The following is a 24,466-nucleotide window of genomic DNA, read 5'->3' on the forward strand; positions in this document are numbered from 1 at the left end:
AGGATAACCATGTTCCAACCCCTACTAGACGCTTATACAGACAGTGCTTATTTAGATGCAATAGACCACAAGCCCCCCTTAAATATAGCCATAGCGAATTGGTGGCCTTTGGATAAAAGAGAAACCAAAGGGTTTAAGCGTTTTATCTTGCATGTTATCTTAAGCCAATATTACGAAATCACTTATCACCGAAACCCTAAAAAGCATGTAGACCTAGTTTTTAGTAACCCCCTTGAATCAGCCAGAAAAATCCTCTCCTACCAAAACACTAAACGAGTATTCTATACCGGCGAAAATGAAGTCCCTAATTTCAACCTCTTTGATTACGCCATAGGCTTTGATGAATTGGATTTTAAAGAGCGTTATTTGAGAATGCCTTTGTATTATGCAAGTTTGCATTATAAGGCTCAAAGCGTGAATGACACCACTGCACCCTACACTCTTAAAACTGATAGCCTTTATACTTTAAAAAAGCCCTCCCATAAATTCAAAGAAAACCACCCTAATTTATGCGCTGTAGTGAAAGGCGAAAGCGATCCTTTCAAAAGAGGGTTTGCAAGTTTTGTCGCCAGCAACCCTAACGCTCCTAAAAGGAGTGCTTTCTATGAGGTTTTAAACGCTATTGAGCCGGTCACTGGGGGAGGAAGCGTGAAAAACACTTTAGGCTATAATGTCAAAAACAAGAGCGAGTTTTTAAGCCAATACAAGTTCAATCTGTGTTTTGAAAACACTCAAGGCTATGGCTATGTTACTGAAAAAATCATTGACGCTTACTTCAGCCACACGATCCCTATTTATTGGGGGAGTCCTAGCGTGGCACAAGATTTTAACCCTAAAAGTTTTGTGAATGTGCATGATTTTAAAGATTTTGATGAAGCGATTGATTATATCAAATACTTGCACACGCACCCAAACGCTTATTTAGACATGCTCTATGAAAACCCTTTAAACACCATTGATGGGAAAGCTTACTTTTACCAGGATTTGAGTTTTAAAAAAATCTTAGATTTTTTTAAAACCATTTTAGAAAACGATACGATCTATCACAATAACCCTTTCACTCTTTATCGTGATTTGCATGAGCCGCTAATATCCATTGATGATTTGAGGGTTAATTATGATGATTTGAGAGCCAATTATGATGATTTGAGAGCCAATTATGATGATTTGAGAGCCAATTATGATGATTTGAGAGCCAATTATGACCGGCTTTTACAAAACGCTTCGCCTTTATTAGAACTCTCTCAAAACACTACTTTTAAAATCTATCGCAAAGCTTATCAAAAATCCTTGCCTTTGTTGCGCGTAATAAGGAGGTGGGTTAAAAAATAAGTTTGTAAAACAAACCCATCAAACCCCTTGCGCTATCATCGCAGACGCTACTTTTCTAAAACCAGCGATATTAGCCCCTAAAACAAAATTAGTAGGATCTTTAAACTCTTTAGCGGTTTGAGAAACATTCTTATAAATCTCTTTCATAATATGGTGTAATTTCGCATCCACCACTTCAAAACTCCAAGGGTGCATGCTCGCATTTTGCGCCATTTCTAAGCCGCTCACGCTCACCCCCCCAGCATTAGCCGCCTTGCCTATGCCATAAGAAATCTTAGCCTGCAAAAACAATTCAATCGCTTCATTGCTTGAGGGCATGTTCGCCCCTTCAGCCACGCATTTACACCCGTTAGAAAGGAGGGTTTTAGCGTCTAAAACGCTCAATTCATTCTCAGTCGCGCTAGGAAAAGCCGCAAAACAAGGCACATGCCATACAGCATTCCCCCCTTTGGGGTAATTTTCTGTGGGCGTGTATTTCGCGCTTGGTTTTTGTAGGGCGTATTCTTTGATTCTCCCACGACGGATTTCTTTAATTTCTTTCAAAAGCTCTAAATCAATGCCGTCTTTATCATAAATCATGCCATTAGAATCGCTCGCCGTTACCGGTTTAGCTCCTATTTGAAGTAATTTTTCAATGGTATAAATTGCGACATTACCGCTCCCAGAAACGCTACAAACCTTGCCCTCTAAAGAGCTGTTCCTCTCTTGCAACATTTCTTCCGCAAAATACACGCACCCATAACCGGTAGCTTCTTTTCTGCACAAACTCCCCCCATAAGTGAGTCCTTTACCGGTCAATACGCCCTCAAAACGATTGACTAATTTTTTGTATTGCCCAAACAGATAGCCAATCTCTCTTTCGCCCACTCCAATATCCCCAGCTGGCACATCAGTCGTGGCTCCAATGTGGCGGTACAATTCGTTCATGAACGCCTGGCAAAAACGCATGATCTCATGCTCGCTCTTCCCTTTAGGGTCAAAATCGCTCCCCCCCTTAGCGCCCCCCATAGCCAAAGTGGTGAGCGAATTTTTCAACACTTGCTCAAAGCCTAAAAACTTGATCACGCTTTCATTCACGCTAGGGTGGAATCTCAAGCCCCCCTTATAAGGGCCAATAGCCGAATTGAATTCAACCCTACACCCCCGATTGACTTGGATTCGATGGTTATCATCTAGCCAACACACCCTAAAAAAAATCTCCCTTTCAGGCTCAATCAAACGCTCTAAAATCGCATGCTTTTCATAGCTTTTATCGCTGTCTAAAAGGGGTTTTAACGAAGTGATAGCCTCATAGACGGCTTGATGGAACTCTTTTTGATAGGGGTATTTTTTCTGTAAAGATTGGAGAATTTTTTCAACATACATGAGCGGCATCCTTTATTGTTTTAAGTGTTTTTATTGTAACACTAAAAGGGTAATTAAGTTTTAACCTTATTTTAAAAAACTTTTTAAAACGCCTATAAACCCTCTATCAAAGCCGCTCAAATCCTTGTAAAACTCTGCATCATAACCGCAAAACTCCAAACATTCTTTCAAGCTTTTTAACTGGTCATACCCCATTTCACAAGCCAAAAAAGGGATTTTTAATCCAACGGCTAAAAAAATGATTTCTTTTAAGATTTCATCGCCTTTAACCCCCCCAAAAAGGGCTTCGTGCGGTTCTTTGAGAACGGATTTTTCCAAAGGATAATTTCTAGCGATATAAGGCGGGTTAGAGACAAGCATTTCTATCGTTGGCATATGATCCCAAAGGCGCGTTTGTTTTAAAAAAACACGCTCTTTTAAATTAAAGCGTTCAATATTTTTTAACGCCACTTCTAAAGCTGTGGGTGAAATATCGCTCGCATAAATAGAGAGATTAGGGTTTTCTAAAGCCAAACTCACAGACACGCATCCGCTCCCTATGCCGATTTCGCCTATTTCTTTTAAATGGTATTGAGAAATAATATCAAGGGCTTTTTGGACCAAAAGCTCCGTTTCAGGCCGTGGGATTAAAACATGCTCATTCACAAAAAAAGAGCGCCCATAAAAATCACAGCTTTCTAATAAATACTCTATGGGGCAGTCATTCAAGCGCTTTTCTACCAATTCAAAAAAGCGCACCTCTTCTTCGTGGCTTAATTCCAAATGCTCATGCGTGTGCAAAAAAACCCTTTCTTTTTGCAAGACAAAGCCCAATAAAATTTCAGACTCTAACCCCCCCCTAAAGCCTTTTAGCGATAATTCTTTTTTGGCTTTGTTTAGGGCTTGTGAAAGGGTCATTCAATTTCATAATCCAAAGCTTTCAAGCGCTCTAATAGCGGCGGGTGCGTGAAATGCAAGAAAACATAAAAAGGGTGCGAATAGGGGAACGCTTTATTTTCGCTCACAATGGACACTAACGCTTTGGCTAAAACCTCTTTAGAGCTTAAACTCGCCCCAAATTTGTCCGCATTGTATTCATTCTTTCGGCTAAAAAACCCGATCAAAGGCATGGCGTAAAAGGAAAACACCGGCAAAAACAAGAGTAAAATCGCAATCAAACTCGCTGGCGTTTGCGAGACATTAAAGCCTTCAAAAACCAATGGTGGCAAATGAGCGATCAGAGCAAAAACAAGAGCGAGCAAGCCCCCCATAATCCCTAAACTTTTCAACAAATCCTTATTTTTAAAATGCCCTAATTCATGCCCTAAAATGGCTAAAAGCCCTTCTGTCCCAACTTTAGAAATTAAAGTGTCAAACAACACCACCCGCTTGTTTTTACCCAAGCCCCCAAAATACGCATTCAAACGCCCATCCCTTTTGCTAGCGTCCATCACAAAGATGCCTTCGGATTTAAAACCCACCTTATCCATCATGCCCTCAATTTGACTCTCTAAATCCCTATTGTTCAAGGGGGTGAATTGGTTGAAAAGCTGGGCGATTTTAGGGTAAAAAAGATTAGCCAAGATCATAAAAACAAACACGACAAAAAACGAGCTAATCTCCCAATGTTCCACATGTTCAATGATCATAATAAGAGTGTAAATCAACAACAACCCCACGCCTAAAGTGAGCGATAACCCTTTGAAAAAATCCTTAAAAAACAACGACAAGCTCACCTTAGAAAAGCCAAATTCCTTATCCAAATGCATGGTGGTGTAGTAGCTAATGGGTAAAGCTAAAACGCTTTGAATCGCTAAAAACAACAAGGCAAACACCAAGTAGCCTAGCGTTTCAGGAAGGTTTAAATAATGCGTCAAATCTTCTAAATGCGTCAAACCAAAAAAGACCCAACCAGCAAAGATGATCCCGTCTAAAATTTGAGAAATAATGGATAATTGCATTTTTCTAATGGCATAATTTCCCGCTTCTTCATAATCCTTTTGTGGGAGTAAAACAGGCTTCTCGCAGAGCTTTTGACGGATAAATTTCAATTGCAAAATATCGCCTACAATGTAAGGAGTCGTAAAAAAGAGCAAATAAAAAATACAAATTATCATATCTATCCATACATCAAGCATCTTCCAAACTCCCTTCTTCATTAAATTTACCAATAAAAGTGTAGGAATTATAACAATTTTTCAAAAATTTACCATAAAATTAAATAAGTATGGTAGAAAAAAGAGGCTGTTTTTGAGCGTTTTTAATCCAATCATAAAAAGCTGTGTTATCCAACCCGCTATCAACAAAAAGGTTTGTCATGCCCTATTCTTTTAAAAAGCGTTTTTTAATCGTTTATACCCTTTCTACCTTGCTTTTAGTGGGGGTTTTGTTAGCGTTATTTTTCTTTTATGCAAAAAACAACCTTTTAGAAAACACCCAAATACGCATGCAATACACCGCTGATGCGATCGCTAAAAGCCTCTTAGAGTTGGACAATGCCTCTTCTTTAGAGCCTTTAAAAATCTTAGAAGAACGATTCAAAAACACCCCTTTTGTCTTGTTAGATGCGGACAACAAAGTCAAGTTTTCTAATATCGGGGCGTTTGTGGCCTCTTTTAAAAATGATGCCTTGATCAAAACCCCTTATTTTGCGCTTAAAAAACAGGGCTTTTACCTCACAGACAGCGCCCCAACTAACCGCTTAGGGGTTTCTAAAATCATTATTGCAGAAGAAGAAATTCAAAAAAATTTTATCCCCCTTTATAAAATGATAGGCTATGTGTTTTTGGGCGCGAGTTTGTTTGTCGCGCTAATGGCCAGGTGGCTTTATCAAATCCAATAAAACTATCTTTCCACCAACACGGGCTTATTTTTAAAGTTTTTAGTTGCATTTTCAAGCTGTTTTAGGGCTTCTTCTTTCGTTTTATAAGGGCCAATCAAATAATGCGTGAGGGAGTCTTTTTTCTTTATTTGGTAAGGGAAAGTTTTGAGCGTTTGCAAAAAATCCTTACTGGGCGCGTTCAAAAAAGCCCCAATTTGCAAGTAATACCCTTTAGGGATACTCGCATCTTTTAAGCTGGGTTTTACTAAGCTGTTTTTATTCTCGTTCTTGGGTGGCTCTTTTGTTAAAGGTTGGGATTGATTAATAGCGGTCTCTTGCTTATGGGCTTTCTTGATTTTTCTTTTCACCTTTTTGCTTTCTATATAAAAATCATATAAATCATGGATTCTTTGCTTCACATAAGCTTCATAGCAATTCTTATAAATCGGGCTATTTTCAATAGAAGCTTTGGGGCTTATTAACATAACCAACGCCACGCATTCTTCATGGGCGACTTTGAGCCATTCTTCTTCGCTTTGCTCCAGGATTTCTTTGATTTTAGGGAACTCATACTGCGTGCCTTTTCCCATATTTTCTAACATTTCTATAAGTTCTTCATGGACTTGATTGAGCCTTAATTGGATAGGGGGTAAATTTTTGGGCGTATTTTGAACGCTTTTAAGATCCGCTTTTTTATCCTCTAAACCAACAGCGTTTCTTAAAAAGAGGAAAACCAACAACAGAGTCATTTTTAATATACTTTTTTGCATTCACCACTCCCATGTCAAGCTTTCTGTCTTGTTGCTTTATGGTAATCAAAAATAATACTAAATACCGCCATAAGAATGGTTTAAAACATGGGGTTTTAGTTACTTTATTTTATAGTAAAAGCCATTACCTTAAGGGGATAGGGGTATTTTGCGATAATTTAATAGCTTTGATATAATAACTTTCAAAAACCATGAAAGGCTTACTATGCAATCTTTAAGTTTATTAAACCAATTGGGCGCTAAAATTGATGAATTGATTGAAAAAATCCAAAAACAAGAAGAAGAGTTGAACGCTTTACGCCAAGCAAACACTACCCTGAATGCACAAAATGAAGAAAAAGACATTCAAATCGCTATTTTATACGATGAATTGAGCGCTAAAGATAAGGGTATTCAAGGTCTTTATGACAAAATCTCTGATTTATTGTCATAAACCATTAAAAACATGTCTTTAGAAAACGATAGTTTAGAAATCACTTATTTAGGCAAACGCTATAAAATCTCTCTCAATAACACCTTTAGCGATGAGATGAAACGCACCCTAAAGGAGCGTTTCCATAACCAAGAATTAAACGCCTTAGAGCTTTTAAAAGACTATTTGCATGAAAGTTGTCAAAACGAGTATTTGCATAATGAACTCAAAAAGCTTTTAGAAAAAATCTCATCATGTTCTATCACTTAATCGCTCCTTTAAAAAATAAAACCCCCCCTTTAACTTACTTTTCTAAAGAGCGACACAAAAAAGGGGCATTAGTCAATGTCCCTTTAAGGAATAAAACGCTTTTGGGCGTCGTCCTTGAAGAAGTTTCAAAACCCTCTTTTGAATGCCTAGAGCTAGAAAAAACCCCTTATTTTTTACTCCCTTTTCAAATGGAGCTCGCTATTTTTATCGCTCAATATTACTCGGCTAATCTTTCTTCAGTCTTAAGCCTTTTTACCCCTTTTAAAGAATGCGATTTAGTGGGGTTAGAAAAAATTGAGCCTGTTCTTAATATATTAAGCCAAACGCAAACCAACGCTTTAAAAGAATTGCAAAAACATCCAGCAAGCTTGCTCTTTGGCGATACGGGTAGCGGGAAAACCGAAATTTATATGCATGCAATCGCTCAAACTTTAGAGCAAAAAAAAAGCGCTTTGTTGTTAGTGCCAGAAATCGCCCTCACCCCTCAAATGCAACAACGCCTTAAAAGGGTCTTTAAAGAAAATTTAGGCTTGTGGCATAGCAAACTCTCTCAAAATCAAAAAAAGCAATTTTTAGAAAAGCTTTATTCGCAAGAAATCAAATTAGTGGTAGGCACACGAAGCGCGTTGTTTTTACCCCTTAAAGAGCTGGGTTTAATCATTGTAGATGAAGAGCATGATTTTTCTTATAAATCCCATCAAAGCCCTATGTATAACGCTAGGGATTTATGCTTGTATTTATCCCATAAATTCCCTATTCAAGTGATTTTAGGCTCTGCTACGCCAAGTTTGAATAGTTACAAACGCTTCAAAGATAAGGCTTTAGTGCGCCTAAAGGGGCGCTACACCCCCACGCAAAAAAACATTATTTTTGAAAAAACGGAGCGTTTTATCACGCCCAAACTCCTAGAAGCGCTGCAACAAGTGATAGACAAAAACGAGCAAGCCATTATTTTTGTGCCTACAAGGGCTAATTTCAAAACCTTGCTGTGTCAAAATTGCTATAAAAGCGTTCAATGCCCCTTTTGCAGCGTGAATATGAGTTTGCATTTAAAAACCAACAAACTCATGTGCCATTATTGCCATTTTTCAAGCCTTATCCCTAAAATTTGCAGCACATGCCAAAGCGAAGTTTTAGTGGGTAAAAGGATAGGCACCATGCAAGTGTTGAACGAATTAGAAGGCCTTTTGAAAGGCGCTAAAATAGCGATTTTGGATAAAGATCACACTAGCACGCCAAAAAAACTCCACAACATTTTAAACGATTTCAACGCTCAAAAAACGAATATCTTAATCGGCACTCAAATGATAAGCAAAGGGCATGATTACGCTAAAGTGAGTTTGGCGGTTGTTTTAGGCATAGATAATATCATTAAATCTAATAGTTACAGGGCTTTAGAAGAAGGCGTGTCGTTACTTTATCAAATCGCTGGGAGGAGTGCTAGGCAAATTTCTGGCCAAGTGTTCATTCAAAGCACCGAAACCGATCTATTAAAAAATTTCTTAGAAGATTATGAAGATTTTTTACAATACGAATTGCAAGAAAGGTGCGAACTCTACCCGCCTTTTTCAAGGCTGTGTTTGTTGGAGTTTAAGCATAAAAACGAAGAAAAAGCCCAACAATTGAGCCTAAAAGCCTCTCAAACCCTTTCTTTGTGTTTAGAAAAGGGCGTAACGCTCTCTAATTTCAAAGCCCCCATTGAAAAAATCGCTTCTTCTTACCGCTACCTTATTTTATTGCGTTCCAAAAACCCTTTAAGCCTAATCAAAAGCGTGCATGCGTTTTTAAAATCCGCCCCTAGTATCCCTTGCAGCGTGAACATGGATCCTGTGGATATTTTTTAAAACACTCAAGTTTTCTATATTCTTTTAAAAAACTTAAGTTTTTCTGGCGGCTAACAGCGTGAAATTCACCCATTTAAACAGCGCTTCCACATGCTTAAACCCCACGCTTTCTAAAAGCGCGATATTTTCTTTTAAACTATAAGGCACAAGCACATTTTCTAACGCTTCCCTTTTGAAAGCGATTTCATTGTGGCTGTAGCCTTGATTTTGTTTGTAAAGGTAGTATAGTTCTATCATTTGCTTGTCCAATATCCGATCCTCGCTCATGATCTTTTCGCCCACCAATAAAACCCCATTCAACGCAAGGCTGTTATAAATCTTTTTGAGCAACACCTCTCTTTGCATGGGGCGGACAAATTGCAACACAAAAAGCAATGAAAACGCGCTCGCTTCTTTAAACTCAACCTCTAAAAAATCCATGCATTCAAAACGAACATTGTTAAAATCTTTTAATTTTTCTTGCGCTTTTTTAAGCATGGGCATGGAATTGTCAATCCCTACAAGCTCAATATCTTGTTGGATTTGTTGGTTAAGTGCGATAAAAAAGTTTCCGGTAGAACAGCCTAAATCATAAATCAAGGGCTTAGGCAAGGGCTTAGGATAGATATTTTCTTTTAAATTTTGAGCGATAAAATACGCTCCCAGATTCAACATTTCATGATAGTAAGGAATGGAACGCTCCAACATGTCGTCAAAAACATGGGCGACCTTCTCATCAAAGCAAAAGCGTTTGTTTAGGGATTTGTTAAACAGAGTGTCTTTCATTCAAAAAAGAAGCGTGGTTTAAAAACCTTTAAACCACTCTATGCAAAATAACGCTTAAGCTTTTTTATGCACCAACTCATTGATGTAGTAATCCACTGAGCCTAAGCCTTCTTTTTTCGCCCACTCATAGCATTGAGAGACAAAATGCCAATTGATATGCCCATAGAACTTTTCCAAATACACAGGGCGCGCGTTTTTGTGATCAATGTAATAAGCATGCTCCCACACATCCACCACTAAAAGCGGCACTTTTTTATCCGTGACTGGGGTTTGAGCGTTGCTGGTTTGAATGATTTCAATTTTTTGAGTGTCTAAATTATACGCCGCCCAATTCCAACCAGAGCCAAACAAAGTGGTCGCGCTCTTAATGAAGTCTTCTTTAAATTTTTCCAACGATCCGAAATCTTTTTCTAAAGCCCCTTTTAACTCATCGCAAATTAAAGCAGTCGCTTTGGGGCTTAGGCAATCCCAATAAAAATCGTGGTTATAAATTTGAGCGGCGTTATTGAACACGCCTCCGCTAGACTTCGTCAAAATATCAAACAAAGAACTTTTCTCAAAATCGGTGCCTTTGATGAGATTGTTCAAATTATTCACATAAGCTTGATGGTGTTTCCCATGGTGGAAATCAAACGCCACAGGGCTTAAAAAATCTCCCATGCTGTCTTTAGCAAAAGGCAACTCTCGTAATGTAAACATGTTTTCTCCTTGTGATTAGAATAGCCGTATTGTAATCATTTTTTAATACTTTTTGGTAAATCTTTTCTTAAAAATTAAATCGTTATGCAAATTTTGTAGATTTTAAGGGGTTTTTTAAAATGAAAACGACTTTTTAAACAAATTCTTTTTAAATTTGTTAAAAGTTAATCTTAATGGGCTACTATTCTAACGCAATATAGCAATTCATTAGAAAGGATTTAACCATGCAAAAAGTTACTTTTAAAGAAGAAACATACCAATTAGAAGGGAAAACCTTGAAAGTGGGCGATAAAGCCCCTGATGTGAAATTGGTCAATGGCGATTTGCAAGAAGTCAATCTGTTGAAGCAAGGCGTGCGTTTTCAAGTCGTTAGCTCGCTCCCTAGCTTAACCGGATCGGTTTGCTTGCTCCAAGCCAAGCGCTTCAATGAGCAAGTCGGCAAACTGCCTTCTGTGAGTTTTAGCGTTATTTCTATGGACTTACCTTTTTCTCAAGGGCAAATTTGCGGCGCTGAAGGCATTAAGGACTTAAGAATCTTAAGCGATTTTAGGTATAAGGCTTTTGGGGAAAATTATGGCGTGCTGTTGGGCAAAGGCTCTTTACAAGGCTTGCTCGCTCGATCAGTGTTTGTTCTTGATGATAAGGGGGTGGTTATCTATAAAGAAATCGTTCAAAATATTTTAGAAGAGCCCAATTATGAAGCGCTTTTAAAAGTGTTGAAATAGGAAATCCTTAAAAGGAGGGGGCTACAATTTAGCGAATCTCAATGCAAAAGCCCCGCTTGTTAAAAAGTGTTGGCAACAAAGACTAAAAAATAAAAAGTTCTTTTTAATCCGTTTAAAAAATTTTCACGCTATTTTTAAAAGAAAAGATTAAAAAAGATCCTATTTTTAATCAAACATTATCGCTTGATTAAAATCAAGCTTTTTAACGGGATAAGTCTTTCTCAAAGCCCATAGGGGCTATGGATAAACTAAAATTTTTAAAAGTCTTTTTTTAAGATTTCTTCCACTCTTAAAATGGTTACGAGTCTGTCGTTTTGTTTCCCAATGCCATAAGTTAAATTATTGTTATCGCTCAAAGTTTCTGGCACTGGGTCAATATCCGTTTGCTTGATGCGAATGGCTTCAGTTAAGCGATCAATGAAAAACCCAGCGATCTGATCGTTATGGCGCACCACCAAATAACGAGTGTCTTTATTTTGTTTTTCAGCTTTCAAGCCAAATTTTAAACGCAAGCTAATCAACGGGAAGACATTACCCCTTAAATTGAACACGCCAAGCACATAGTTTGGGGTTTCAGGGACTCGCGTGTAACCAATGGGTTTGACGATTTCTAAAATATTCAAAATAGGAATGGCGTATTCTTCATCGCCAATAATAAAGCCAATGAATTGCAAAATTTCTTCATTGTCTTCTTGTTTAGAACCTGCATTAGCTTCTTTTTGTCTTTCAAATAAATCTTTCAATTGGTTGCTCACGATTGGTCTCCTTCTAATTTAATGCTGCGCTTCACTACGGTGGTTAAATACTCACCGCTATAAGGTTTGGTGATGTATTCAGTCATGCCGGATTCAACGCCGCGCATCCTATCGGTTTTAGTTACCCGACTGGTTACTGCAATCAAAGGCAGGTTTTTGAATTTATTGTATTTACGCACTTCAGAAGCGAAAGTGTAGCCGTCCATCTTGGGCATTTCAATATCCACTAAAATAGCGTCTGGGGTTTTATCGCCATTTTTAAGCATTTCTAAGCCTTCTAACCCGTTAGTGGCCTCTAAAAGCGTGATGCCTAATGGTTTTAAACATTTGCGGATAATCGCTCTATCCGTGCTGCTGTCATCAATCGCTAAGACAATATAATCGCTAGGGGAATTTTTGCTCTTCGTGTTTTCGGATTCATTCATCAAGGTAGTGATATTGACCTTGATGCTTTTTGCCATATCCATCATCGCTCCCACATCTACAATAAGAGTGATTTTCCCATCGCCTCTCACCGTAGCGCCAGCAATGCCTCTAGTGTTTTTAAGGTAGTAACCTAAAGATTTGATGACCACTTCTTCTTGACCGATCAAATAATCCACGATCACGCCAATTTTTTGATCAGCCAAGCCAATGATGACCACATACACATCTGAGTTGGATTCCAAAATAGCATCCACTTTAAAAATATCAGAAAGGCGCACCAAAGAAAGCACCTCATCTCTCAAACGCAACACGCTTTTGCCATCAACGGTGTAGATTTCATCTTGGCTGATGCGCACGGTTTCTAAAACTGAAGAAAGCGGTATAGCATAATATTCTTCTTGAACGCCCACGAGTAAAGCTTGAATGATAGCTAGAGTGAGAGGGATTTTAAGCTTTTGAGTCGTGCCTACCCCCACTTCTGAATCAATTTCAATGATCCCATTGAGCTTTTCAATATTGGTTTTCACCACATCCATGCCAACGCCTCTGCCTGAAACATTGGAAACGACTTTTGCGGTAGAAAAGCCTGGCTTGAAAATGAGGTTAAACGCTTCCCTATCGCTCATGCCTTCAGCGTCTCTTTCGCTAATCACCCCTTTTTCAATCGCTTTTTCTTTAAGCATCACAGGGTCTAACCCCTTGCCATCATCAGAGATTTTAATCACAATGTGGTTGCCCTCATTATACGCGCTCAATTGCACTTTACCGGTTTCAGGCTTGTTAAGCCTTCGTCTTTCTTCTAAAGACTCAATCCCATGATCGCATGAGTTGCGGATAATGTGGATGAGCGGATCGCCAATCTCTTCTACAATGGATTTGTCTAATTCGGTTTCTTCGCCCTCAATGATCAATTCAATGCTCTTGCCTAATTCCCGGCTCAAATCCCTTACCATGCGAGGGAATTTATTGAACACTTTGCCCACTGGTTGCATCCGGGTTTTCATCACCGCAAGTTGCAAGTCTGTCGTTACCGCTGAAATAGAAGAGACCACCTGGTTTAATTCCTCTAAAAACTTTTCCCCATCATAGCGTTCTTCCACATCGCTATAAATCCTGATCAAGCGATTTTTTCCTAACACAAGCTCACCGATTAAATTCATCAAGTGATCCAAGCGGCGCACATCCACCCTAACGGTTTGCTCCACGCCGATAGATGGGGCTTTATTTTCTTCGGTATCGGCTTTAACCTTAGCTTTAGTTTCTGTTTTGGGGGTTTCTTTTGTTGGGGTAACTTCTTGTTTGGCTTCTTGCTTTTTTTGGGCTCTTCGTTCTTTATCGGCCTCTTGGCGCTTGTTAAGCAGGCGTTCAATTTCCGCTTCCACTTCTTCAGCGCTCATGTTAGCATAATCCAAATCCGGCTCATCGGCTAGCGGGTTATCGCTTGTGGGGTTTTCTGCAGTAGGGGCTTTTGCCTTGTTTTCTTTCGCTTCTCCTTTCGCCTCTTCTTTATTTTCTTTTTGGGGGGCTTCTTTAGTCCCTGAAGTTTCTTTAGTGCCCTCTAGATTTTGGCTCGTGATGGCTTGAAGCTGTTTGACCGCTTCTTCAATCTCATTTTCCTTGCCGTTATTGGTATCCGATCCGGTATCTCTAATCGTTACGAGTAAAGTTTTCATCAAATCAATGGAGCGCAACACGACATCCATAATATCAGGCGTGATCTTGATTTCGCCCTTTCTGGCGCGATTCAAGACATCTTCCATGTTGTGCGTGAGGTGCGTGAGAATGTTGAGATTCAAAAACGAGCTAGAGCCTTTAATGGTGTGAGCGACTCTAAAAATGCGATTGAGCAAGTCCAAATCCTCAGGGTTATGCTCCAATTCCACTAAATCCTGATCCAATTGCTCATTCATTTCAAAGGCTTCAATCAAGAAGTCTTCCATTATTTCTTGCAAATCATCCATTTAAAACCCCTTTTTAGCGTTTGAGATAAGAGTATTTTACAATTTTATAAAAAGAATTACGCATTCTTGTCTAAAATCTTAGAAATTTCTTCGGTGAATTTTTCTGCGTCAAACTTGACTAAATACGCTACAGCCCCCATTTCTTTAGCCCTTTCAGCACTGTAATTATCGCAAATAGAAGAATTAAAAATCACAGGAATATAGGCAAACCTGGGGTCTTTTTGGAGCTTGAATAAGAAATGATAGCCATCCATTTTAGGCATTTCAACATCTGAAATAATGAATTTCAAATGTTTCCTCAAATCGTCCCCATATTTTTTGAATAACATTTCTAATTTGTTCAACCCGTCTTCCCCATCCACAGCTTCCGTGATGCTAAAACCCAATTTGCTCAAATGGTTTTTTAAGGTTTTTCTCGCCGTTCTGCTATCGTCTAAAAACAACACTTCGCCTTCAAAACGCTCTTTAGGGGTATCTTTGGTGTTTTTAGCGTCTTCATTAAGTTTTAAATCGTCTAAAATGCTTTCTAAATCCAAAATAAGCAGGGTTTTGTCGTTTTCAATGCGGGTCGTGCCGGTGATATTTTCTTTATTGATGCTATTAGAGGCGCTAAAGGATGCAGGCTCCACATCTTTCCAGCTAATGCGCCTGATACGCCTAGCCGAATGGACTAAAAAGCCCAATTTGACATTATTAAATTCCGTGATAATGACGATTTTTTCGTTTTCCTTGCTTTTATCTGGGACAATCCCTATCCATTTAGCCAAGTCTATAAGCGGAATGATCGTGGAACGCAAATCAAACACGCCGATAATGTAATCCAAATTCGTGGGGTATTCAAAAAGGGTGGGCATGGGGATGATTTCTTGGACTTTAGCCACATTAATGCCATAAATCCCCTCATAAGGGACGCCCTCTTGCATGCCATAAATACGAAAATCCACGAGTTCTATCTCACTTAGTTTTAAATCGTTAGCTGTTTTTTCTGCCATGATTTAGGCATCCTTATTTTGAGATGGTTCTAAAATGTTTGATGATACCTTAAAAAGGCTTTGTTCGTAATAAAAGGAAGGCAGTGGGCAATAAATCGGCGCATTCAAGGGGATTTTTGCACCGCTTTTGAGATGAAAATGCCCCTCTATAATGCCATCAATCCTATCAATGTTAAGATCTTTAATATAGTTTTGATAGGCTTTTAGGCGCTTTTCAATAAAGGCTTTTAATTCTTTTGGATCTAATTCCCAAAGGCGGACGGGTTTTTGATAAATGAGTTTTTTAAAAAGAGGGTATAAGGTTTTAAAACTTAATAAATTTAAAAAAGTTAGAAAAAATCTAGCCCAAGTGGAAGTGAGCTGCGTGATGTAAAATTCATACGCTTTAGTAATGAATAAATCCCCATGGGCTAGTAAAAAGCGTTTGTTATCATATTGGAATAATACGGGTTGGTTGTGGCGCTCAAAAACCACCACTTTAAAATTGAATACAAAACGCATGGAAAAATCATGGTTGCCTTCAAAATAAAAGACTTGTGAAATTTCGCTTAAAGCATGGATTAAACCAATGATTTTTCGCTGATCTTTATCTAGGGGTAAATAGCCCACAAGCGCATGGAAAATATCGCCCATGAAAAAGACTTGTGGGGGTTTGGCGCTTAAAAGTTCTTGAAGCGTATGGATTAAATGAGGGTTTTTGGGCAAAAAATGCGCATCAGAGATAAAAACAGCCCCATTTTTAAGCGCATAAGTTTCTAGCATCTTACTCTTTGAACAAAAAAGAGCCAATCCTTAAAAGATTCGCCCCGCAAGCAATCGCTAATTCAAAATCACAACTCATGCCCATTGAAAGAACGCTCGCATTTTTTATTTGGTCAAAAAGCTTTTTGGTGGTGATAAAGGATTTTTCAATTTCCTTTTCATCATCGGTGTGCGCCCCTATACACATCAGCCCCTTAAGCTTGAGGCGCTTGCAAGTTTCACTGATTTGAGAATAAGTTTCTAGTGCTTCTTCAGGCACCACCCCGCTTTTACTTTCCTCATACGCGCTATTAACCTGTAAAAGAGCGTTTAAATTGACGCCCAATATTTCGCAACGCTTTTCTATCTTCAAAGCGAGTTTTAAGGAGTCTAAAGAATGCAAAAGAGCGGGTTTTAAATTCAAAAGCGCATTGATTTTATTCTCTTGTAAAGAGCCTATCATGTGCCATTCAAGGGGTAAATGCTCTAAAGAATGCATTTTAATTTTTAAATCTTGAACTCTATTTTCTCCAAAAGCCCTTTGAGAGCAGTTGTAGTAATGTTGGATAGCTTCTAGGGAAGCGTTTTTTGAAACAGCCACGATTTTTACAATGTGGTGTCTTGAATAGGCGGTGCGAGCCTTTTCTATTTTTGCGATGAGGGTATCAATCCTTTGGCTATAATCTGTCATAGCTCTTCTTTATAGATCTTCTTTATGCGTGCTAAAAGAATGCGTGAGGTGGAATTTTTGATTTAAAGTTTCAAAATCTTTTAAAAGCCCTTTCTTTTTCAAATCCTCTATGACTTCCATGGAGCAATTGGTTTCTGCAGGCCATTCTCTAAAATGTTTATCCATAACGCCCTTATTGGTAGCGTCTATAAAAAAACAATGTTTAGAGGTGAGAATATCGCGCTTGGCATCAATATTATTAACGATGCGCCATAACAGCATGTAAGGGTTGTTCAAATCGTTGCTAGTATGCTCTACAAAGATGACAATGCGTAAATGCTCTTCAAAGCCGAGCAAGTTTTTAGCCAATTCAATGACGCTTTTGTCTTTCTTTTCCACGCTAATGATGCAAATGGGGTTACGGGTGTGCGGGTAATATTGCTTCAAAAGAACGATATTTGGCATTTTATCTTGTAAAAGCGCTAATAAGGCGTTATCGTTTAAAAGCGTGGGGTGGGGGGTATTGCTTTTAGAGGTCGCATCAATACCGAGTTTCCCCCCCATAGCGTATTCAGGGCTTGCATGATCTAAAGCATCGCATATGCCTTGAGAGATGAGAATTTTTTCTTTAGAAAAATTTTCCAATATATACTCAATGATAGCGTTGGTGTCTCTTAGATTGGGAGCGTCTTCATTGACAAAAATCGCATGTTTGACAAAACTCATCTGCCCCACACCCCAAAAAGCGTGCATGACTTGTTTGGCATGAGCGTTATAGCGCGTGTGTATTTTGGCTAAAATCAAATTATGAAACACCCCATTTTCTGGCATGTAATAATCTATGAGATTGGGGGCGTTCATTTGAAGCAAGGGCAAGAACAAGCGTTCAGTCAAATACCCCATGTATTTGTCTTCTAAAGGGGGCTTACCCACCACAGTGGCTAAGTAAATGGAATCTTTTTTATAGCTAATGGTTTTGACTTCTAAAACAGGATAAGGCTCAATGGGGGTGTAATAGCCAGTGTGATCCCCAAAAGGCCCTTCAAGCTCTAGCTTTTCGCAATCCACAAACCCTTCTATCACAATGTCGCAGTCGCTTGGCACGCTTAAAGAGTTGCTTAGGCATGGCATCACGCGCGCTTTTTTTCCTCTCATAAACCCATAGAGCATGAGTTCATAAACCCCATAAGGTAAGGGGGCTGTCGCGCACCATGTGTAGAGCAAATCCCCACCAATAGCGATACTGACAGGCATTTTGACTTTAGCCTTAGCGTATTCGTGGAAAAAGAGCTGGGAGTCTTTATGGATTTGCCAGTGCAAGCCTAAATGGTTTTTATCATAAACTTGCAAGCGGTACATGCCTAAATTCTTTTTTTTATGATCCAGGCTTTGGGTATAGACTTGCCCCATAGTGATGAAAGCCCCGCCATCTTTTTCCCAAGTTTTTAAAACGGGTAGATCCCACAAATTGACTTCTTTATCTTGCTTGGTGATGAGATCTTTGGGGCGAGCGGTTTTTTTAGGGAAAACGTGTCTTAAATCCCATAAATCTTTTAAGACTTTCAAACTCTCAGTGAAGTTTTTAGGGGCGTCAAAGCGCAAGAAAGCTTGCATGCGTTGTTGTAAATCCTCTATAGGGGTTTTTAATAAAAGATCTAATCGTTTGAAAGAGCCAAAAGCGTTCATCAAAACAGGCATGCCAAAGGTTTTGATCTGGTCATGTTCTTTTCTTATGGGTTGCGTGAATAAAAGGGCTTTGCCTCCATTAGGTTTTTTCGCTTCTATATAGGCTAGATGAGCGATTTCTAAATCCACTTCAAGGGGGGTGTCAATGATCTTTAATTCATCATGCTTTTTTAAAAGCTTTAAAAAATCTCGCATCCAATCACCCTAAATAACCACATAATGAACGCTTAAGCATGCAGGAATGTTTTTAAGCTCTTCTAAAACTTCCAAAGAAACTTCTTCATCTACAATGATGAGCGCTAGGGCTTCTTTTTGCGTGTTGCGCCCCAAACGAAAATCAGCGATATTAATGCCATGCCTAGCGAACGCATTCCCCACGCTCCCAATAACGCCTGGAATATCCGTATTCCTGAATAAAAGCATTTTGCCCTTTGGCTCTATATCAATATGAAACCCATCGATCTCAGTGAGTTTTAAAATATCTTCTTCAAACACCGTGCCGCTCACGCTGATCGCACCATTAGCCGCATTTAAAGTTAAAGAGAGCATGTTTTTATAAGGCGAAGCGCTTTCTTTAAGGCTAACCTTAATCTCAATGCCTCTTTCTTTGGCCACAAAGGGGGCGTTAATGTAATTGATTTTATCCCCTACAACAGGTTTTAACACCCCCACTAGCGTAAAAGCGACAAGGGCGTCTTTGAATTGGTTGATCTCCCCACAAAGACTGAGCTCAATTTTTTGGCACACGCCCTTATGGATTTGACTGGAAAAATAACCCAATTTTTGCGCTAAATTCAAGTAGGCTTTAGCGCTTGCATCAAAAGCTTGCATGGGTAGATTTAGAGCATGCGGGTGGCTTGAACCCCTTAAAGATTCCATAACCCCTTGAGCGGCTTGTTTGGAAATTTCTTCTTGGGACTCTAAAGTGTTCGCGCCAATATGGGGGGTCGCATACACATTAGGCAAGTCTAAAAGCTTGTTATGAATGCCAGGCTCTTTAGAAAAGACATCAATGCCAAGCCAACGCACTTTTTTGGTTTCTAAAGCTTCATAAAGAGCGTCTTCATTATAAAGCCCCCCTCTAGCGCAATTGATCAAAATAACCCCTTTTTTCATGCGTTCAATCTCTTTAGCGCCTATCATGTTAATCGTTTCTTTGTTTTTAGGGGTGTGGATAGTGATCATATCGCATTGCAAAATGTCTTCAAAATTCTTTGTGTAAATGACCCCTAAATCAGTGGCTTTTGAAGAAGGGATATAAGGATCATAAGCTAAAACTTCCATTTCAAAAGCTTTAGCCCTAATGCCCACCCTAGAGCCAATATTCCCAAAACCAATGATGCCTAGCTTTTTATTTTTCAATTCCGTGCCATACCAATCTTCTCTTTTCCATAACCTTTGGTGTTTGATTTGATCGTTCGCGCAAGGGAACGAACGCACCGCATTGATCAAATGCGCCATGGTCAATTCCACGGCGGCAATCGTGTTAGCGGTAGGGATATTCATCACTACAATGCCTTTTTGAGAGCAGCTTTCTAAATCAATATTATCCACTCCCACGCCCGCTCTCACAATGGATTTTAAGTGGGTTAAGGGCTTTAAAAAATCGCTTGTGATAGGGGTCATGCTGCGCGTGATGAGCGCATCCATAGGAGTGAGTTTTTCTAAAAGCTCCTTTTTGGGGCATTTGGAATAATCATGCAAGACAATGTCTTTTTGAGCTTCTAAAATTTGAATGCCTTTAGCATGGATGGGGTCGCAAATGGCTACTTGATACATTTTTATCCTTTGAATTTAAAAAACAGCATGATAGCGTATTTTATAATAGTCTAAATCAGCCAGCAAGCGTTCTTTTTTATTTTCATCTAAATAGATGATGAGGTTGGGTTGGTTTTTGGTGCTATCGTAAGCGTAATCAATTTGTTCTTTCTTAAGGATTTCTTTTAAACACCACCATTGATAACCCTTTAAATCCTTAATGATAAGCTTTGAATATTCCCTTTTTTTTTCTTCAAAAGGGATTTCAAAATGATGCTCTATAACGGGGTAATTGATAGATTCTTGCGCATCAAGGTTTTGAGAAAGGGCGTTATTGCGATTTTCTTCGTTATGAGAGGTTTTTTCATCGTTAGGGGTATTAGGATTATTGGGGCTTTCTTCTAGGTTGATTTCATGGCTTTTTGCATCTGTTTGAGAGAGGCCTTCATTGGTTTGAGAGATCGCATGAGAAGTAGTGGGCATTTCTTTCTTAACGCTTAAAAACAAATAGGCTAAAACGCCAAGAGCGACAGCTAGGGAAATAAAAGCAACAACACCCTTAAATCTCATGCCATTCTCATGCTTTTAAAATCACTCTTTAGAGTTTTTCTTTAAGAATATCCCCTAAAGTCATTTTATCATCGCTCGTGTTAAAAGCTTGCAATTCTTCTTTTTCTTTTTTGCGCTCTAACCTATGCACAGAAGCGTGCACCTTGTTGTTAGATTTTTCGATCGCAACCACCACACATGTGATTTCTTGCCCTATTTTGATTTCATCTTTTTTCAAGGGGTTCAAATCTTCATTTTTGATGAGCACATCAATGCCATCAGCATTAATGAAAACGCCAAAATCCTTAATACTCACCACTTTGCCTTGAATCACGCTGTCTGTTTTATGCTTTTGAGCGAATTCTTCTGTAGGGGAAGTAACCAAGTGCTTCGCGCTCAAAGAAATCTTTTTATCTTTTTTGTTGATTTTAAGGATTTTCACTTTGATCACATCGCCAATTTTATAGTGGTCTTTGCACTTTTTATCTTTATCCCAAAAAGCGTCGTGATTGTGGAGCAAACCATCCACCCCACCCAGATTCAAAAACGCCCCAAAATCCGTTAAAGTCGCCACTTTGCCTTCTAAAACATCCCCCACTTGGTGTTTGGATTCAAAAACATCAAAAGGCTTGTTGGTGAGTTGCTTTAAAGAAACCCTTAAGCGGCGGTTTTTAGGATCAATGTCAATGATCTTCACATCAATCTCTTGCCCCACGCTCAAGTAGTTGCTAGGGTGGCTGACATTTTTATCCCAAGAGATTTCAGAAACATGCAAAAAGCCTTCAATATCGTTACCAATATCCACAAACACCCCATAATGTTCAATATTGCTCACCACCACCTTAATGGCGTATCCGGGTTTTAGCTTGTCTTGAATCTCTTCCCATGGGTCTTCTATGGTCGCTTTTATGGAGAGTGAAAGGCGTCTTTTTTCTGCATCATAAGCGATGGCTTTGACATAGACTTCATCGCCCTCTTTGTAGTATTTTTCAGGGTTGACTGGTCCTTTATGGCTGATTTCAGAATAATGGACCAAGCCCTCAATCCCCTTAGCTTCTACAAAAATGCCAAAAGGGGTGATCTGGCGCACGACCCCTAACACCGGCTCTTTAGCTTCTAACAATTCCTTAGAAATCTCAAGCTGCCGTTTGTCATTGACTTCAAAGAATCGTTTGCGAGAAATATTGATAGAATGGTTTTCCTTATCCACACGAATGATGCACGCTTTAATGCGTTTGCCAATATGGTTTGCGTCATTCTTTAAAGAAGAGTGCGAGCGGGAGAGGAAATATTCCACGCCTTGAGACTCCACGATATAGCCCCCTTTATTTTTGCCTACGATCTTGCCTTCAATAATGGCGTTTTCATAGTTTTCGCCCAATTCTTCAATTTTAGCCTGAATCTTTTGTTGGGAAATGGCCTTTTTGTAGGAAACGCTAGGGTGTTCACCCTTTTCGGACACATGCACGATAATGGGGTCATTTTTTTGATACAGCAACCGCCCCTTTTCATCGGTGATCTCATTCAAAGCCAAACGGCCTTCTGTCTTACCGCCCACGCTCACCATGGCATAACCATCATTCTCATTGATGGAAACGATTAGCCCTTCTTTAATAGTGCCTTTTTCTAGGGTTTCTTCTTTTTCTAATTCTTTTTTAAAGAGTTTTGCGAAGTTTTCCTCCTCGTCATTAAAGTTCTGATCATCTGCTATCTTGCTCATTGACTGCCTTACTATAAAATAAATATAAAATCCTTTAGAGAATTGTATCCTTTTTTGGCTTACAAAATCGTTTAAAAACTAACAATTAGCTATTTTTTTAAAGAAAATTTTCAAAATGTGTTAAATCGTGCTGATTTTTTGCTTGACATTTTCTATAATCCAGTCCGGCGTGGAAGCCCCAGCGGTAATCCCGCACAATTTCTTATCCTTAAACCACGCTAACTCTAATTCGTTTTCATCTTCTACCAAGTAGCTGTCTTTGCAATGCTGTTTGGCGATGCTTAAGAGCTGTTTGGTGTTTGAAGAAGTTTTACCGCCCACGACTATCATAATATCCACTTCCTTACTCAAATCCAAAGCGGCTTTTTGGTTGTAGGAAGTAGCGTTACAAATCGTGTTAAAAATACGCACTTCAGTGCATCTTTCTACTAAATAAGAAGCGATTTGCAAGAGTTTTGGGGTTTGTTTGGTGGTTTGAGAGACTAAAGCCACTTTTCGTTGGAGCTTTTTTTCTTGCAATTCTTCTAAAGAATTGACGACTAAAGCCTGGTTAGTGGCATAGCTAATCACGCCCTTGACTTCAGGGTGGTTAATATCCCCAAAAAGCACGATTTGATACCCTTCTTTACTCATGGATTCCACGATTTGCTGGGGCTTGATCACATACGGGCAAGTCGCATCAGTGATTTTGACCCCCTTATTTTTCAAGTATTCTAAATCCTGTTTAGGAATGCCATGGGTTCTTATGATCACGCTCTTATTTTTAGGGATTTTTTTAGGGTCTTCTTCAATTTTCACATTGAAATTTTTTTCCAAACGATTGATTTCTTTAGCGTTATGAATGAGCGAGCCAAAAATCAAGCTGTTTTGATTTTTTTCAGCGATTTGTATCGCTCTTTTGACGCCAAAACAAAAACCATAATCTTTAGCCATTTTAATTTCCATTAAAACTCCCTTTTTTGAATTGATTGAGTAAGCGTTTGAATTGCGGGAAAGAAATGTTTGCGCATTCTAAATTATCAATTTCTAAAGGCAACGCTAAAGTTAAAACAGCAAAACTCATCGCAATCCTGTGGTCATTGAAGCTTTTGATAAGGGGGGGTTTTTTTTGAGAAAGGTGCTGTTTTAATTGGCTTATATCTTCTAATCCCTCTATGTAAAACCCATCTTCAAACTCTTCGCACTCAATCCCTAAAGCTTTGAAATTAGAAACAACCGCTTTAATCCTATCGCTTTCTTTAGATCGTAAATCTTTAGCGTTTTTGACCATGCTTTTGCCTTTTGCAAAAAGCATAGCGATACTTAAAGCAGGGATTTCATCAATAAGGCTAGCGATATTTTGATTAATAGCGATCGCTTTTAAAGGGGCATGCTCTATATAAATATCGCCAATGATTTCTAAATCTTTGGATTGAATCGCATACTCTATGGAAGCACCCATTTTTTTCAATACTTCAAAAGCTTCTATGCGAGTGGGGTTGAGCAAGACATTTTTTAAAAGAAGGCGGCTTTTTGGCGTAATCGTGCAAGCGAGGGCAAAAAAAAACGCGCTAGACGGATCATTGGCTATCGTAAAATCAAAAGCTTCTAGGGGTTTTTCTAGGGGTGAAATTGTTAAAACGCCGTCTTGATTTTGAATGTTAGCTCCCAAACTTTTAAGCATGATTTCTGTGTGGTTACGGCTAAGCTCGCTTTCTTTATAAACGCTTACGCCTTGAGCTTGCAAAGCGCTTAAAATAAAAGCGCTTTTGACTTGAGCTGAAGCGATAGGGCTTTCATAATGACAAGCTTTTAAAGGATTCCCTAAGATCACTAAGGGGGCGAAATGGTTATCCTCTCTCCCTAAAATTTTAGACCCAAAAGCTTTTAAAGGCTCAATGATTCTTTTCATGGGGCGTGCGTTTAAGGAATTGTCCCCGCTTAAAACAAAAAGGCCTTTTTGAGCGCTTAAAAGCCCGCTGTATAAACGCATACTGGTGCCAGAATTGTTGCAATTTAAAATCTTACTGGGCTCTTTTATAGCCGTTGGAGGCGTGATTTTAAAAGAATTTTTGGCGGTATTTTCCACTTTAGCCCCTAAATTTTGAGCGATTTCTAAAGAGCTTAAACAATCTTTTCCCATTAAAAAATTCCGCACAAAACAAGGTTTTTGAGCGAGTAGGCTAAAAATAACGGCTCTGTGCGAGAGCGATTTATCGCTAGCGTTAATGTCAAGCTCTATCACAT

Annotated in this window: 23 protein-coding genes; 6 read left to right on the top strand and 17 right to left on the bottom strand. The window is 39.0% G+C overall.

The annotated features are described in order from the left end of the window. Positions 1-9: 9 nt before the first annotated feature. The gene (locus EAL49_RS05145) at positions 10-1,332 is read left to right on the top strand and encodes a glycosyltransferase family 10 domain-containing protein (RefSeq protein ID WP_120829382.1); all 1,323 of its coding nucleotides are present in this window, start codon (positions 10-12) and stop codon (positions 1,330-1,332) included. An 18-nt stretch (positions 1,333-1,350) separates the two neighbouring features. Here EAL49_RS05145 and gdhA read toward each other — a convergent pair whose 3' ends face one another. The 3 genes from gdhA to EAL49_RS05160 form a co-directional block, all read right to left on the bottom strand. Beyond that, on the bottom strand, positions 1,351-2,697 hold the full coding sequence (gdhA, locus tag EAL49_RS05150) for an NADP-specific glutamate dehydrogenase (protein WP_120829383.1): 1,347 nt from the start codon (positions 2,695-2,697) through the stop codon (positions 1,351-1,353). A 66-nt stretch (positions 2,698-2,763) separates the two neighbouring features. Beyond that, entirely contained in the window at positions 2,764-3,594 is an 831-nt protein-coding gene (prmC, locus tag EAL49_RS05155) for a peptide chain release factor N(5)-glutamine methyltransferase (protein WP_120829384.1), read from the bottom strand. Continuing rightward, a complete protein-coding gene (locus EAL49_RS05160; protein WP_120829385.1) occupies positions 3,591-4,814 on the bottom strand; it encodes a M48 family metallopeptidase in 1,224 nt (407 codons plus the stop codon). The genes prmC and EAL49_RS05160 overlap by 4 nt, the downstream gene beginning before the upstream one ends. Positions 4,815-4,993: 179 nt before the next feature. Between EAL49_RS05160 and EAL49_RS05165 the strand changes: the two genes are divergently transcribed. Further along, on the top strand, positions 4,994-5,518 hold the full coding sequence (locus EAL49_RS05165; protein WP_120829386.1) for a hypothetical protein: 525 nt from the start codon (positions 4,994-4,996) through the stop codon (positions 5,516-5,518). A gap of 2 nt (positions 5,519-5,520) precedes the next feature. Here the strand turns inward: EAL49_RS05165 and EAL49_RS05170 are convergent, their stop codons facing one another. Next, on the bottom strand, positions 5,521-6,267 hold the full coding sequence (locus tag EAL49_RS05170) for an SPOR domain-containing protein (protein ID WP_120829387.1): 747 nt from the start codon (positions 6,265-6,267) through the stop codon (positions 5,521-5,523). A gap of 205 nt (positions 6,268-6,472) precedes the next feature. On the opposite strand from EAL49_RS05170, the gene zapB reads away from it, so the two are divergent. The 3 genes from zapB to EAL49_RS05185 are packed head-to-tail and all read left to right on the top strand — an operon-like array spanning position 6,473 to position 8,793. Beyond that, a complete protein-coding gene (gene zapB, locus EAL49_RS05175; protein WP_001191194.1) occupies positions 6,473-6,700 on the top strand; it encodes a cell division protein ZapB in 228 nt (75 codons plus the stop codon). A gap of 12 nt (positions 6,701-6,712) precedes the next feature. Beyond that, positions 6,713-6,949 carry a hypothetical protein gene (locus tag EAL49_RS05180; protein WP_000051171.1) on the top strand — a complete coding sequence of 79 codons (237 nt, stop codon included), beginning with the start codon at positions 6,713-6,715 and terminating at the stop codon, positions 6,947-6,949. Then, complete coding sequence (locus EAL49_RS05185) at positions 6,934-8,793, top strand: primosomal protein N' (RefSeq protein WP_120829388.1); 1,860 nt, start codon at positions 6,934-6,936, stop codon at positions 8,791-8,793. The genes EAL49_RS05180 and EAL49_RS05185 overlap by 16 nt, the downstream gene beginning before the upstream one ends. Before the next feature lie 33 nt (positions 8,794-8,826). Here EAL49_RS05185 and cmoA read toward each other — a convergent pair whose 3' ends face one another. Further along, on the bottom strand, positions 8,827-9,558 hold the full coding sequence (gene cmoA, locus EAL49_RS05190) for a carboxy-S-adenosyl-L-methionine synthase CmoA (protein ID WP_120829389.1): 732 nt from the start codon (positions 9,556-9,558) through the stop codon (positions 8,827-8,829). A 54-nt stretch (positions 9,559-9,612) separates the two neighbouring features. Then, on the bottom strand, positions 9,613-10,257 hold the full coding sequence (sodB, locus tag EAL49_RS05195) for a superoxide dismutase [Fe] (RefSeq protein WP_120829390.1): 645 nt from the start codon (positions 10,255-10,257) through the stop codon (positions 9,613-9,615). Positions 10,258-10,481: 224 nt separating this feature from the next. Here sodB and tpx point away from each other — a divergent pair, with 224 nt between their 5' ends. Then, entirely contained in the window at positions 10,482-10,982 is a 501-nt protein-coding gene (gene tpx, locus EAL49_RS05200) for a thiol peroxidase (RefSeq protein WP_120829391.1), read from the top strand. Positions 10,983-11,239: 257 nt separating this feature from the next. On the opposite strand, the gene cheW is transcribed toward tpx, so the two are convergent. The 11 genes from cheW to aroA all read right to left on the bottom strand — a co-directional run bounded on the left by cheW (position 11,240) and on the right by aroA (position 24,464). Next, positions 11,240-11,737, bottom strand: coding sequence for a chemotaxis protein CheW (gene cheW / locus EAL49_RS05205; protein WP_000070759.1), 498 nt, complete (start codon positions 11,735-11,737; stop codon positions 11,240-11,242). Continuing rightward, positions 11,734-14,124: a chemotaxis histidine kinase/response regulator CheAY2 gene (gene cheAY2 / locus EAL49_RS05210; RefSeq protein ID WP_120829392.1), complete on the bottom strand. Its 2,391-nt coding sequence runs from the start codon at positions 14,122-14,124 to the stop codon at positions 11,734-11,736. Before cheAY2 ends, cheW begins: the two co-directional genes overlap by 4 nt. Positions 14,125-14,180: 56 nt before the next feature. Further along, positions 14,181-15,116: a chemotaxis protein CheV3 gene (cheV3, locus tag EAL49_RS05215; protein ID WP_000818684.1), complete on the bottom strand. Its 936-nt coding sequence runs from the start codon at positions 15,114-15,116 to the stop codon at positions 14,181-14,183. A 3-nt stretch (positions 15,117-15,119) separates the two neighbouring features. Beyond that, entirely contained in the window at positions 15,120-15,878 is a 759-nt protein-coding gene (locus EAL49_RS05220; protein WP_120829393.1) for a UDP-2,3-diacylglucosamine diphosphatase, read from the bottom strand. Position 15,879: 1 nt separating this feature from the next. Continuing rightward, positions 15,880-16,548 (bottom strand): YggS family pyridoxal phosphate-dependent enzyme, encoded by a 669-nt coding sequence (locus EAL49_RS05225; RefSeq protein ID WP_120829394.1) that lies wholly within the window; start codon positions 16,546-16,548, stop codon positions 15,880-15,882. 9 nt (positions 16,549-16,557) lie between these two features. Beyond that, complete coding sequence (locus EAL49_RS05230) at positions 16,558-18,408, bottom strand: menaquinone biosynthesis decarboxylase (RefSeq protein ID WP_120829395.1); 1,851 nt, start codon at positions 18,406-18,408, stop codon at positions 16,558-16,560. Between the two features lie 9 nt (positions 18,409-18,417). Further along, positions 18,418-19,992 carry a phosphoglycerate dehydrogenase gene (gene serA / locus EAL49_RS05235; RefSeq protein ID WP_000285083.1) on the bottom strand — a complete coding sequence of 525 codons (1,575 nt, stop codon included), beginning with the start codon at positions 19,990-19,992 and terminating at the stop codon, positions 18,418-18,420. A gap of 15 nt (positions 19,993-20,007) precedes the next feature. After that, positions 20,008-20,541 carry a hypothetical protein gene (locus tag EAL49_RS05240; protein WP_120829396.1) on the bottom strand — a complete coding sequence of 178 codons (534 nt, stop codon included), beginning with the start codon at positions 20,539-20,541 and terminating at the stop codon, positions 20,008-20,010. 28 nt (positions 20,542-20,569) lie between these two features. Continuing rightward, the gene (locus EAL49_RS05245; protein ID WP_120829397.1) at positions 20,570-22,240 is read right to left on the bottom strand and encodes a 30S ribosomal protein S1; all 1,671 of its coding nucleotides are present in this window, start codon (positions 22,238-22,240) and stop codon (positions 20,570-20,572) included. Positions 22,241-22,360: 120 nt separating this feature from the next. Then, positions 22,361-23,185 carry a 4-hydroxy-3-methylbut-2-enyl diphosphate reductase gene (locus EAL49_RS05250; RefSeq protein WP_000403575.1) on the bottom strand — a complete coding sequence of 275 codons (825 nt, stop codon included), beginning with the start codon at positions 23,183-23,185 and terminating at the stop codon, positions 22,361-22,363. Then, positions 23,175-24,464 (bottom strand): 3-phosphoshikimate 1-carboxyvinyltransferase, encoded by a 1,290-nt coding sequence (gene aroA, locus EAL49_RS05255; RefSeq protein ID WP_120829398.1) that lies wholly within the window; start codon positions 24,462-24,464, stop codon positions 23,175-23,177. The genes EAL49_RS05250 and aroA overlap by 11 nt, the downstream gene beginning before the upstream one ends. Positions 24,465-24,466: the final 2 nt, after the last annotated feature.

The organism is Helicobacter pylori (assembly GCF_003637665.1).
GTDB classification, from domain to species: Bacteria; Campylobacterota; Campylobacteria; order Campylobacterales; family Helicobacteraceae; genus Helicobacter; species Helicobacter pylori_CK.